Origin of the sequence: Kitasatospora sp. NPDC058406 (assembly GCF_042722765.1) — a bacterium.
Lineage (GTDB): Bacteria > Actinomycetota > Actinomycetes > Streptomycetales > Streptomycetaceae > Kitasatospora.
Map to the genome: position 1 here is coordinate 16,686 of NZ_JBHXKE010000028.1, position 12,220 is coordinate 28,905.

The following is a 12,220-nucleotide window of genomic DNA, read 5'->3' on the forward strand; positions in this document are numbered from 1 at the left end:
TGCTCCAGTCGGGGTGGTTGGGCAACAGGTCGGATTTCCACTGTTCAATGTGTACAAGGTGATCAGGAAATCCCTGGTCCTGCTGTGCAGAATGCCTGGTCTTGGGGGCGGTTTCACGAGTTCTGAGGAACGCCCCCGAGGGACCGGGGGCGTCGGTCGGGTGCCCCGGGAGCGGCCGGCCACGGTGGGGCCGGGGCGTGCTCGGAGCCCGGTCAGGGCCCGGTCAGGGCCTGGTCAGGGGTGGTGCGGGTCGGTGTGTGCAGGCGGGTCGGCGGGTCGTGGCGGGGGTCGCGGCGGAGTTCGTCAGGCCGGTGCGAAGTGGTCGACGAACCAGACGCGGGCCAGCTCGGCGACCCGGTCGAGGGTGCCCGGCTCCTCGAAGAGGTGACCGGCGTTCGGCACCACCGCGAGCTCACTCTCGCAGCGCAGCAGCTCGCGCGCCCGCCGGTTCAGATCGATCACCGGGCCGTCCCGGGAGCCGACGATCAACAGGGTCGGCGCGGTGACGCGGCCCAGGTTCCCGGCGCCGGCGAGGTCCGGCCGCCCGCCCCGGGAGACCACCGCCCGCACGCCGTCGCCGAGCCGGGCGGCGGTCCACAGCGCGGCGGCGGCGCCGGTGCTGGCGCCGAACAGGCCGAGCGGGATCCCGTCCGCGGGGCCGTCCCGGCCGGGCGGCCCCGCGGACGGGGCGGCGGAGAGCCGGGCGGGCAGGACCGCGGGGAGGTGGCCGGCGACGTCCGTCAGCCGGGCGCCGAGCAGGTCGACGTCGAAGACGTTCCGCCGGTCGGGCTCCTCGTCCTCGGTGAGCAGGTCGAAGAGGAAGGTCGCCAGCCCCGACCGGTTGAGGTAGTCGGCCACGTACCGGTTGCGCGGGCTGCGCCGGCTGCTGCCGCTGCCGTGCGCGAACACCACGATCCCGCGTGCCCCGGCGGGCACGGTCAGCCGGCCGGTCAGCCGGACCCCACCGGCCGCGACGGTCAGCTCGCGGTCGGTGGGGTCTGTGGCGTCGGTGGAGTCCGGCTCGACGCCTCGGTCGGGCCCGGCGGCGGCCCGGGGCCCGGCGCCGACCGGCGTGCCGGCTCCTGCCTCCGCCCGTGTCTCCTCCCGTGCGCCGGCCTCGGCGAGACGGCGGAGGACCTCGGTGTCCTCGGTCTGCCGGAAGTCGGCGTAGAACTCGCCGATCGCGAAGAACGGCGACGGCGTACCCACGCAGACCAGCTCGTCGGCGACGTCGTCGAGCCGGTCCGTCCAGTCGTCGGGGGCCACCGGGACGGCCAGCACCACCCGGGCGGCGCCGCGGGCCCGGACGATCAGGCAGGCGGCCCGGGCGGTCGAACCGGTCGCGATGCCGTCGTCGACGACGACCACCGTCCGCCCCCGCAGGTCCGCGGGTGGCCGGTCGCCCCGGTAGCGGCGGGCCCGGCGCTCCAGCTCGACGCGTTCCCGGGACTCCACGTCGGCGAGCTGCCGCGCCGTGACCCCGGCCGGCCGCAGCACCTGGTCGTTGAGCACCCGTACGCCGTCCTCGCCGATCGCCCCCATACCCAGCTCCGGCTGGTACGGGACACCGAGCTTGCGGATCACGCAGATGTCGAGCGGGGCGCCGAGGGCGGCCGCCACCTCGGCGGCCACCGGGACCCCGCCGCGCGGCAGGGCGACCACCACGGTGCCGGGGCCGCGCAGATGGCCCAGGAGCGCGGCCAGTCGGCGTCCCGCGTCGGTGCGGTCGGTGAAGTGGGTTCCGGTGACGTGCATGGTGCGGCCTCCGGCTTCCACCGTACGTCGGCTGGGCGGCTGGGCGGCTGGGCGGTGGGGCGGTCGGTGTGCCGGGGCGGCGGGCCGCGGGGGCGGCCGTGTCCCGGGTGGGGCCGGGACACGGATGGGCCCGGCCGCCCGTGTGGCCGGGACGGCGGGCGGGACAGCGTGGAGAGCGGCCCGGTCGCCCGTCCTGCGTCCGCCGTGCCACCCGATCCGCGCGAAGGAGTCGACCCGTGTCCATTCCCCACCCCCAGCACCCCGCCGCCGAACCCGCAGAAACCGCCGATGGCGCCGAGAACGCCGCGTCCGCCCTGACCGCCCGCGAGGCCCGGGGCCGCGACCGCCGTGCCGTGCCGGGACCGCACTCCGCCGGTCTCCACGCCGCCGGGCCCGACTCCGCCGGCCACGCCCCCGCGGGCCGGCACGGCACGGCAGCCGGGCACGTCGCCGGCCTGCACGCCACCGGTGACCCGGTGAGCGGCGCCCCGGCCGCCGGCTGGACGGTCGCCACCGCGCTGCCCGTCAGCTACCGGGTCCGCTTCACCCCCGGCGTCCTGAACCCCGGGAACCCCGCGCTCGCCCTGGCCGGCGGACCGCCCGGACGCCGGCTCGTCGTGGTCGACGCCCGGGTGCACGAACTGCACGGACACCGGCTCCACCGCTACCTGACCGCCCAGGGCGTCGAGTACGAGGCACTGGTCCTGCCCGCACACGAGCAGGTGAAGACCATGGACTCGGTGTTCCAGGTCGCCGACCGGATGGACTCCTTCGGCATCTCCCGACGCGGCGAACCGGTCATCGCCGTCGGCGGCGGCGTGCTGACCGACGTCGTCGGCCTCGCCTGCAGCCTGTACCGCCGCTCCACCCCGTTCGTCCGGGTGCCGACCACGCTGATCGGTCTGGTCGACGCCGGTGTCGGCGCCAAGACCGGCGTCAACCACGGCCGGCACAAGAACCGGCTCGGCACCTACCACCCGGCCGTGGACACCCTGCTCGACCCGGCGTTCCTCGACACCCTGGACCGGCGGCACCTCGGGAACGGGCTCGCGGAGATCCTCAAGGTCGCCCTGATCAAGGACCGTGACCTCTTCGAACTCCTGGACCGCCACGGCCGGAGCCTCCTCGACGAACGCTTCCAGGGCCGGCGCGTCGCCGCTGCGGTGCTCGGCCGTGCCGTCCACGGCATGCTGGAGGAGCTCCAGCCCAACCTCTGGGAGCACCGGCTGGAACGCCTCATGGACTACGGCCACTCGTTCAGCCCGACCGTGGAGATGCGCGCACTGCCCGAACTCCTGCACGGCGAGGCGGTCTGCGTCGACATGGCGCTCACCACCGTGGTCGCCCAGCGGCGCGGACTGCTCGACGCCGCGCAGGGCGAACGGATCCTGCGGCTGATGCGGCGGCTCGAACTGCCCGTCTGGCACCCGCTGGTCGAGCCGCTGACGCTCGGTGAGGCACTCGCCGACACCGTTCGCCACCGCGACGGGCGGCAACGGCTGCCACTGCCGTCCGGGATCGGGTCAGGCATCTTCGTCGACGACCTCGACGCCCGTGAACTCGCCGAGGCGGCCGGCCGGTTGCGTGCCTGGTCGGCGGCGGAGCGAGCGTGGCCGGGGATCGGACAGGCGTTCCGGACGTGGGAGGGGAGTGAGACGCGTGCGTAGCGCGATCGTGGTCGCGGACACCGGCGCGCCGGCCGCCGTCCACGGCGTGCACGGCGCGGCCGGGGTGACCGAGTGGACGTGCCTGGCCCGCCGGGTGGGGCTGACCGGGGCCTGGGAGGCCGTGGAGTGGGCCCGCGTGCCGGTCGGCGGGGTCAGCGGCGAACACCTGCACACCCGGACCCGCGAGATCTACGTGCTGCTGGCGGGGGAGGGCGAGGTCACCCTCGACGGCCGCCCGTACCCGGTCCGGTCCGGTGACGCCGTGCTGACGGCGGTCGGCACCCGGCACGGGTTGCGCAACACGGGCGCGGAGCCGCTGGAGTGGCTGGTGATCGAACTGCCGGCCGACCCGACGGAGGAGGATCCGGACCGGGCGGGTGACGACGGCGGCCGACGGGTCGGCAGCACGGTGATCACCGACCTGCGGCGGACCGGGCCGCTGGACCCGTCCGCCGTCATCGGCGGACCGCTGCGCCTGCTCCACCACGCCGAACTGGCGCCCGGCGAAAGCACCGGGCTCGTGGCGGACGGCGCGGAACACACGGTGTTCGTCACCGGCGGGGGCGGGCGGACGGACGCCGGGAGTGTCCGGGCGCCGCTGCGGCCCGGGACCGCGCTCACCCTGCCGCACGGCACGGCGGCCGGCCTCGCCGCCGGACCGTCCGGACTGGCGTACGTGCACGCGGAGCTGCTCCTTCCGGGCGGTGAGCGGCGATGATCGTCACCGGAACCGGCGGGCCCCGACTGCTGCTGGGCCCCGGCACCCAGCGGGTCCGCACCCGCTGCCTGGCCCGGCGGGGCATGCTGCACAGCGAATGCGAGGCCTTCGAACACGTCCGGCTCGGCCCCGGCGCCTGCTTCGACCTCGCCGGGCGCGAATCCACGGAAGCCGCCTGGTACGTGCTGCGCGGTCCGGTCGCGCTGGTCGACTGCCCCGACCTGCCGCTGCGCCTGCTCGACCGCGGCGCCCTGGTCCTCGCCCCGCACGGGGAGTCCGTCCACCTGCACGGCGGGCCGCTCGGTGCGGAGCTGCTCTGTCTGACCGTCCTGCCGGCGCGGGTCAGCGGCGCGCTGCCGGAGCGGCGGCCGGAGCTCGACGGTCACGGCACAGCAGCCGGCGGACCGCCGTCGGCAGGGAGCGGCTGACCGGGAACGGCTGACCGGGAACGGCAGACCGGAGCGGTCGGCCGGGAGTGCGGGCAGGCCCGGGCTGCCGTCGCCCGTTGTGCGCCCGTTGCCCGGCCCGTTGCCCGTTGCCCGTTGCCCGTCGCCCGTTGCCCGGCCCGTTGCCCGCGCCGTCGGGACCGGTCCCGGTGTCCTCCTCCCGGGCACCGGGACGGGCCGGGACGCTGCACCCGGGCCGGACCCGGGCCCGGCCGGGGCGCGGACAGGCCCGGCGGCTCAGGCGTCCGGGGCGACGGGCGCCGCACGGTGGGTGTGCGATCCCGAACGGGAGGAGGCCCGCCATGCGTAGCAGCGTTCGACTCGACCGGCGGATCCAGGCCGGTGCCGCGAGCATCTCCCTGGCGGTCCGCAGCGGCGAGCAGTCCTGGGACGAACTCGGCGAACGGATCGGCGAGTTCGCCGGTTCCGCCGGTTCGGCCGGTTTCGTAGGGTCCGCCGGGTCCGCCGAAGCCTCCGGTCCTGCCGGGTCGGCCGCCTTCCGGTTCGTCCTCGTGACGGACGGTACGGCGCCCGCCGACCTCGTGGCCCGGGTGCACGCGCTCGCCGCCTCCCGGGCCCCGTGCGCGGTCCACGACCTGCGGAGCGGTCCGCTCCCCGACCGGCCCGCTCCGGCCGGCCGGACCGTCGTCATCGCCGTCGGCGGTGAGCGGGCCTGCGCCGTCGCGGCCGACGTCCGGGTACCGACCGACCTCGCCACGGCCTGCGGACCGGCGCTCGCCCTGCACCGTCCCGCTCCGACGGGCCCGTCCTCCGCGGACCCCGGCCGCGGCGGCGCCGCCGGTCCCGCGCCCGCCCTGGTCTGGGTCCGCGCCGACCGGCTGGCCGACCGCCCGGCCCGGGAGACCGTAGCCGGGACGGTCGCCGTCGTCCGGCACGTCCTCGCCGTCTGCCCGGCGCAGTACGCGCCGCTGGCCGAGGCCCTCGCCCCCGGGGCCCGGTACGGCGAGCGGACCCTCACGGCGCTGCTCGCGCTCTGCGCGGACGCCCGCGCCGCCCTGGTCTGCTTCGACCCGTACGAGACCGGCCCGGCCCTCGCCCTCGGCTACGGCCGGAGTCTCGGCCGGGCCCTGCGGACCGCCGTCGGCCCGGCGCTCGCACCCGGCGACGCCGACGCCCTGGGCCTGCTCCTCGTCGGCCGGATCGCCTTCCGGCTCGGCCTGCTGAACGGTCCCGCCGCCCGGGCCCACGGCGATCTGCTGGCCCGGACCGGCGCGCCGACCGCCCTGCCCGGCGGCGTGGACACGGACCGCCTCGCGGCAGCCGTCGGCGCCGCAGCCGCCCCGGGCCTGCTGCTCCTCGCCGACCTCGGTCACCCGCACTGCGTCGACGGCCGGTTGCTCGGCCCGGTGGACGGCAGGGTGCTGCGGGCCGCCGTCGGGAGCCTGGGCGGTCCGGCCGGCCTCCCGCACAGCCGGGCCGCCGCACCGGACGCGCCGCCCGTCCGGGACCGGCTGCCCGGCCCGGCCGCGGTGCCCGGCCAGGGCCTGCTGCCCCTCCCGGACGCGCTGTGCGCCGCCCGCTGAGCGGCAGACGGGTCCGGCCCGCGGTGCCCGGCCCCGCTCGGCCCGTGCCCGTCGTCCCGGGCCTCGTCCCGGCCGCTGTTCCCGGTCCCGTGACCCCCGGGACCGGCGCCGTTCCCGGGCCCGGCCGGGGGCGGGAGCAGGACGGGACCGGGCTCCCGTGCGACCGGGACGGCGGGCGCCACATCGTGGAGATCAGAAGCGGCCCAGCACGGACCGCCGGACAGCAGAAGGAGTCCCCGTCATGACGGGCACCGTCATCACCGACCTCCGCCGACGTGGCGCGGTCGACCCCAGCCGGGTGCTGACCGGACCGCTCCGCGCCGTCGGCCTGCAGTGGCTCGACCCGGGCCGCAGCGCCGAGGTCGTCGCCGAGGGTGTCGAACGCGCCCTCTACATCACGGCCGGTTCGGGCACCGCCACCGCTCCCGGGTCGGAGGCGTCGACGGCCCCCGACTCCGGAATCCCGCTGGTCGAGGGCACCGCCGTGACGCTGCCGCTGGGCACGGGCACCGTGCTCACCGCAGGAACGGCCGGTCTGGAGTTCTTCCACGCCGTCCTCGCCGTCGCCGGGCATCCGGGCCGGGCCGCCGCCCACCCGGCCGCCGGCCGCCCCACCACCGAACACCGCCCGGTGCACCCGGACCGGCCCGCGCAGGCGGAACACCGGGCGGACCCGGAACCGCCGGAGAACCCCGAGCGCGGTAGCCGTTCCGGCGGCGCCGACCGCCCCGGACATCCGGACCGCCCCGAGAACCCCCCGAGCCCGAAGGGAGGCGAGTCCCGGTGATCGTCACCACCGCGACGGCCTCGGCCGCCGTCATCCTCGGCCCGAACGGCGAACGCGTCCGACTGCGCTGCCTGGCGCGCCGTTCCATGCTCGCCAGCGCGTGCGAGTCCTTCGACCACCTGCGCCTCAGCCCCGGCGCCCACCACACGCTGGCGGGGCAGCCCGAGGCCGAGACCGTCCTCTACGTGCTGCGCGGATCCCTGCTCGTCGGCGGGACCGCCGACGGGCCCGACCACCTGGCCGTCGACGGCGACCTGCTCCTGGCGACCCGGGGCCGCACGCTCGTGCTGGAGGCCGGCCCGGTCGGTGCGGAGGTGCTCTGCCTCAGCCTCGCGGCGGCCCGCCGCACCACCGCGACCAGGGAATCCCTGGCCCGGCGCCGCAGCGAACGACGGACCCGACCGTGAGCGGCCGCCCCGTAGGTCCGGTGACCGGACCCGTCACCGGGCCGATCCCGGTGCCGATCCTGGTGCCGAACGCGGTGCCGGCCCCCGGACCGGCACCGTCCCGGGGCCCGGCGGGTGCGTCCGGCCGGGCCATGACCGCCCTGCGGTTCGAGGCGCCGCACCGGATCGCCCTCGCCCGGGTGCCCCGACCGGGGGCACCCGGGCCGGACGCGGTCACGGTGCGCACCTCCCTGGTCGGCCTCTGCGGCACCGACCTGGAGCTTCTCCACGGCACCGCCGCCTACCTGCGGGACGGACGGGCCGGCTACCCGATCGTCCCCGGGCACGAGTGGTGCGGGACGGTCGTCGAGGTGGGCCGCGACGTCGCCGGGCTCACGCCCGGCGACCGGGTGGTCGGTCACACGATGGTGCACTGCGGCCTCTGCCGGATGTGCCGGCAGGGCCGCCGTCCGCTCTGCGAACGCCTCACCGAGGTCGGCCTCTACGGTCGCCAGGGCGCCGCCGCCCAGTACGTGCAAATGCCCGAGCGTTCGCTCTCCCGAGTCCCGGACGAGGTACCGGACCGGACGGCGGTGCTGACCGAGCCGGCGGTCACCGTGGTGGCGGGCCTGGAGCAGGCCCGCTGCCGGCTCGGCGACCGGGTGGCGGTGATCGGCACCGGCACGATGGGACTGCTCGCCGTCCAACTCGCCGCCCGGCTAGGCGAATCCGTCGACGCCGTCGGCATCGACCCGGCCGGACGGGACCTCGCCCTGCGCTGCGGGGCGCGCCGCGCCCTGACCCCCGGACAGGCGCGCACCGCCGGCGCCCGCTACGCCCTCGCCGTCGAGGCGTCCGGTGCGGTCGAGGCGTTCGGGTTGGGCCTGGAACTGCTGGAACCGGGCGGACGCCTCGCCGTGATCGGCGTGGCCGGGCAGCCGTACCCGGACTTCGCCCCCGGTCGGCTCGCCCTGCGTGGACTGGAGGTGATCGGGGTCCGGCACGGTCTCGACCACTACGACCGCACGCTCGGGCTGTTCCGTGACGGCGTGCTGGTGGCGGAACCGCTCATCGCGGCCGTCCTGCCGCCGGCCGCGGGGCCGGCGGCCTTCCGGTTGCTCGCCGAGGGGCGCAGCGGCCCGCCCAAGATCCTGCTCGACTTCGGCCGCGTCGGCGGCCCGACCCCGTTCGTCCCCGGTCCGGCCGGCCCCGGGCGCCGGTCCGCCCCGACCGGACGGCCCCGCCGGGAGCCCCGGTCCGGTCCGGCCACCACGACCCCCACGGTTCCCCCGACTTCCACGGTTCCCCCGACTCCCACGACTCCCTTTGTGCAAGGAGACCTCGCGTGATCCTCGTACCCGCCGCCGTGCCCCGCACGGCCCCCGCGTTCCGCCGACTCATCGACCCCTTCCACCTGCCCTCGGTCCACGGCGGGCTGACCGTCGAGACCCTGCCGCCGGGGGTCCGGGTCGAGCAACACCCCTCCAGGGTGGCCGAGTCGGTGACGGTGGTCCTCTCCGGCCGGATCCGGTCGGCCGGGCGTGTGCTCGGCCCCGGCGAGGGCCTGTACCACCCGCCCGGCAGCTCCTGCGGCATCACGGCACTGCCCGGTGCGCCCGCGGCCGTCCTGACCGTCCGGCCGCGGGCGGTGGCCGACGACCGGCCCGCGCCGCTCCCGTACCCCGTCCCGCTGGGCCCGCCGAGGCCCACCGCTTCTGACGCTCCCACCGCCCCCGCCACTCCTGCCGCCCGGACCGTTCCTGCCGCCGGGACCGTTCCCGCCGCCGGGACCGTTCCCGCCGCGCGCCGGGCGGGCGAGGCTGGCCCGGTCCTGCGGGAGCCGGGCGCCGCGGGCCGGATCGCCGGTTCGGCGGGGATGGAGGTGCGCTGGCTCGCCACCGCCGACACGGTCGGCGCCCGCCGGCTCACCGTCGCGGCCTCGACCTTCGCGGTCGGGGGCGGCCACGACCTCCACCGCCACCCGCACGCCGACGAGTTCTTCCTGGTGATGTCCGGAGGCGGCGGCCATCTCACCGAGACCGCCGAAGTCCCGCTCCGGGCCGGTGACCTGGTGTTCGTCCCGGCGGGGGAGTGGCACGGGTTCCGGACCGGCCCGGCCGGCCCGACCGCCACGCTGTACGGCTACCTGGGTGCGTCGAGCCTGACCGGCGCCGGCTACCAGGTCCGTCCGGCCGACGTGCCGGAGGTGGCCTGATGGACACCGGGCACCCCGACCGCCGGGAAGGGCCCGCCGGCGGACGCGGGCGAGCCGCTGCGGCGCCGTCGGTGGCGATCGTCACCGGCGCCAGCTCCGGTATCGGCCGGGCCACCGCCGTCGCGCTGGCCCGGGCCGGCCACACCGTGGCCATCGGCTACCGGACCGACCGCGCCGCCGCCGGCCGGACCGCCGCCCTGGCCGGCGGGCGGACCGTGCTGCTGCCGCTTGACCTGGCCGACCCGGCCGCCGCCGCCCGGGCCGTGCACGGCGCGGCGGACCGGCTCGGCGGGCTCGACATCCTGGTCAACTGCGCGGGTGTCAACCGGCGTTCACCCGTGCTCGACGAGACGCTGGACGACTGGCAGCGGATCCTCACGGTGGATCTCAGCGGCCCGTTCGCCTGTGCCCAGGCGGCTGCCCGCCGGATGGTCCGGCAGGGGCGCGGGGGGCGGATCGTCAACGTCACCTCCGTCCACGAGTTCACCCCGATCGTCGGCGGCGCCGCCTACTGCGCGGCCAAGGGCGGGCTGGGCGAGCTGACCAAGGTGCTCGCCCTGGAACTGGCCCCGTACGGGATCACCGTCAACGCCGTCAGCCCCGGCGAGACCGCCACCCGGATGAACGGCGCGACCGACGAGTACGACACACCCGACGGAGCCGACGGAGCCGACCCCGGCACGCCCGCCGACGCCGCCCGGCCGGCCCGGTTCGCTCCTCGTCCCGCCATTCCGGTGGGCCGCCCGGGCCGGGCCGCCGAGGTCGCCGCGGCCATCGTCCACCTGACCGGGCCGGACGCCGCCTACACCACCGGCATCTCGCTCACGGTCGACGGCGGCCTCAGCCTGATGAGCGCCGTCGCGAACCAGCGCGACGCCGCGCACGAGCGGCCCGGCGACGCCCGGCACCCGGCGGGGCGACCGGCCTGACGATCTGACGGCCCGACCACCGGACGAATCGACCGACCTGACGACCGACCTGACGACCGACTTCGCAGAGGAGTGCGCCATGACCGGAATCCCCGGTGCCCGCGCCGTCCATCACGTCGCCTACACCGTGCCCGACCTCGACGCGGCCGTGGCGTTCTTCACCGGCGTGCTCGGTGCGCGGCTGCTCTACCGCGTCGGGCCGGTCGCCGCACCGCAGGGTGACCGCGACTGGATGGCCCGCCAACTCGGCGTCCACCGCGAGGCGGTGGCGCACATCGCGATGCTGAGGCTCGGCCCGGTCAGCAACCTGGAGCTGTTCCAGTACACCGCCCCGGGCCAGCGGCACGAGCTGCCCGCCAACAGTGACTGGGGCGGTCACCACCTGGCGATCGCGGTGGACGACGTCGACCGCGCCGTCGCCTACCTGCGGGGCTGCCCGGGGGTCGAGGTCCTCGGCGAACCGCAGACCGTCGCCGACGGCGGCCCGATCGACGGCGACCGCTGGGTGTACTTCCGCACCCCCTGGGGCCTCCAGCTGGAAGTGCTGGCGATGCCCCCCGGGATGCCCTACGAACGCGCCACGCGCGACCGGCTGTTCACGCCCGACACCCCGTGGGCGTCCGCCGACGCGCCCGGGAGCGGCGATGATTGAGGCCACCGCCGCCGTGGTGGACACCAGGGGCGGACCGTTCGAGCCGGAGACCGTCCTGCTGGACGACCCGCGCCCCGACGAGGTGCTGGTCCGGATCCGCGCCGTCGGGATCTGCCACACCGACCTCAGCGTCCGGGCCGGCCGCACGCCCGCCCCGCTGCCCGCGGTCCTCGGCCACGAGGGCGCGGGCACGGTGGTCGCGGTCGGCGCCGCCGTCACCAGGGTGCGGCCCGGTGACACCGTGATCCTGACGTTCGACTCCTGCGGCGCCTGTCCGCCCTGCCTGGGCGGCCGCCCGGTGCGCTGCGAGCACTGGGCCGCGCTCAACCTCTTCGGCGGCCACCGGCTGGACGGCAGCGCCACCCTGCGCGGCACCGGCCGCCGCGGCGGGGCCGTCCTGCACGGCCACTTCTTCGGTCAGTCCTCCTTCGCGACCCACGCGCTGGCGGACGAACGCAACGCCGTCGCCGTCCCGGGACCGGCCCTGCCCTTCGAACTGCTGGCCCCCTTCGGCTGCGGGGTGCAGACCGGTGCGGGCGCGGTGTTCCACGTGCTGCGCCCCCGACCGGGCGACACGGTGGTGGTGTTCGGCGCGGGCGCCGTCGGGCTGGCCGCCGTCCTCGCGGCCCGGCTGACCCCGGCGGCGCGGATCGTGGCGGTGGACCTCCGCCCGGCCCGGTTGGCCCTGGCCCGGGAGCTCGGTGCGACCGACGTCGTCGACGCGGGCGCCGACGACCCGGTGGCGGCGGTCCTGGACCTCACCGGCGGACGCGGCGCCGACCACACGCTGGAGACCAGTGGGAGCGTCCGCGCGCTGCGGCAGGCCGTGGACGCGCTGGCCGTCGGCGGGACGTGCGGCGTGGTCGGCGCGCCGCCGGCCGGCAGCGAGGTGGGCCTGGACGTTCCCGCGCTGCTGGCCCGGGCGCCCCGGATCGTCGGCGTCAACCAGGGGGCGAGCGTGCCCGGGCGGTTCCTGCCGGCCCTGGTCGACCTGTTCCGTGCGGGCCGCCTGCCGGTGGACCGGCTGGTGCGGGCCTTCCCGTTCGCGGCGATCGAGGAGGCGGCTGAGGCGGCGGAGGCGGGGGAGGTGGTGAAGCCGGTGCTGACCCTGCCCTGACCTG

At 77.2% G+C, this 12,220-nt stretch carries 12 protein-coding genes; 11 read left to right on the forward strand and 1 reads right to left on the reverse strand.

The window, feature by feature from the left end; genetic code table 11:
• Window positions 1-303 precede the first annotated feature (303 nt).
• Entirely contained in the window at window positions 304-1,755 is a 1,452-nt protein-coding gene (locus ACFWOG_RS08360; protein WP_380356039.1) for a phosphoribosyltransferase family protein, read from the reverse strand.
• Between the two features lie 455 nt (window positions 1,756-2,210).
• On the opposite strand from ACFWOG_RS08360, the gene ACFWOG_RS08365 reads away from it, so the two are divergent.
• The 11 genes from ACFWOG_RS08365 (at window position 2,211) to ACFWOG_RS08415 (ending at window position 12,216) form a co-directional block, all read left to right on the forward strand.
• Window positions 2,211-3,422, forward strand: a complete 1,212-nt coding sequence (locus ACFWOG_RS08365; protein ID WP_380356098.1) for a sedoheptulose 7-phosphate cyclase — start codon at window positions 2,211-2,213, stop codon at window positions 3,420-3,422.
• The gene (locus ACFWOG_RS08370) at window positions 3,415-4,140 is read left to right on the forward strand and encodes a cupin domain-containing protein (protein WP_329949139.1); all 726 of its coding nucleotides are present in this window, start codon (window positions 3,415-3,417) and stop codon (window positions 4,138-4,140) included. Before ACFWOG_RS08365 ends, ACFWOG_RS08370 begins: the two co-directional genes overlap by 8 nt.
• On the forward strand, window positions 4,137-4,568 hold the full coding sequence (locus tag ACFWOG_RS08375; protein WP_380356042.1) for a hypothetical protein: 432 nt from the start codon (window positions 4,137-4,139) through the stop codon (window positions 4,566-4,568). Before ACFWOG_RS08370 ends, ACFWOG_RS08375 begins: the two co-directional genes overlap by 4 nt.
• A gap of 320 nt (window positions 4,569-4,888) precedes the next feature.
• Window positions 4,889-6,130 carry a hypothetical protein gene (locus ACFWOG_RS08380; RefSeq protein WP_380356045.1) on the forward strand — a complete coding sequence of 414 codons (1,242 nt, stop codon included), beginning with the start codon at window positions 4,889-4,891 and terminating at the stop codon, window positions 6,128-6,130.
• A 241-nt stretch (window positions 6,131-6,371) separates the two neighbouring features.
• Window positions 6,372-6,917, forward strand: coding sequence for a hypothetical protein (locus ACFWOG_RS08385; RefSeq protein WP_329949142.1), 546 nt, complete (start codon window positions 6,372-6,374; stop codon window positions 6,915-6,917).
• On the forward strand, window positions 6,914-7,324 hold the full coding sequence (locus tag ACFWOG_RS08390) for a hypothetical protein (RefSeq protein ID WP_329879456.1): 411 nt from the start codon (window positions 6,914-6,916) through the stop codon (window positions 7,322-7,324). The genes ACFWOG_RS08385 and ACFWOG_RS08390 overlap by 4 nt, the downstream gene beginning before the upstream one ends.
• Window positions 7,325-7,344: 20 nt before the next feature.
• The gene (locus tag ACFWOG_RS08395) at window positions 7,345-8,652 is read left to right on the forward strand and encodes a zinc-binding dehydrogenase (RefSeq protein WP_380356050.1); all 1,308 of its coding nucleotides are present in this window, start codon (window positions 7,345-7,347) and stop codon (window positions 8,650-8,652) included.
• A complete protein-coding gene (locus tag ACFWOG_RS08400; protein ID WP_380356053.1) occupies window positions 8,649-9,518 on the forward strand; it encodes a cupin domain-containing protein in 870 nt (289 codons plus the stop codon). Before ACFWOG_RS08395 ends, ACFWOG_RS08400 begins: the two co-directional genes overlap by 4 nt.
• Window positions 9,518-10,447 carry an SDR family oxidoreductase gene (locus ACFWOG_RS08405; protein ID WP_329949145.1) on the forward strand — a complete coding sequence of 310 codons (930 nt, stop codon included), beginning with the start codon at window positions 9,518-9,520 and terminating at the stop codon, window positions 10,445-10,447. Before ACFWOG_RS08400 ends, ACFWOG_RS08405 begins: the two co-directional genes overlap by 1 nt.
• 79 nt (window positions 10,448-10,526) lie before the next feature.
• The gene (locus ACFWOG_RS08410; protein ID WP_329949146.1) at window positions 10,527-11,099 is read left to right on the forward strand and encodes a VOC family protein; all 573 of its coding nucleotides are present in this window, start codon (window positions 10,527-10,529) and stop codon (window positions 11,097-11,099) included.
• Window positions 11,092-12,216: an NAD(P)-dependent alcohol dehydrogenase gene (locus ACFWOG_RS08415; RefSeq protein WP_380356059.1), complete on the forward strand. Its 1,125-nt coding sequence runs from the start codon at window positions 11,092-11,094 to the stop codon at window positions 12,214-12,216. The genes ACFWOG_RS08410 and ACFWOG_RS08415 overlap by 8 nt, the downstream gene beginning before the upstream one ends.
• Window positions 12,217-12,220: the final 4 nt, after the last annotated feature.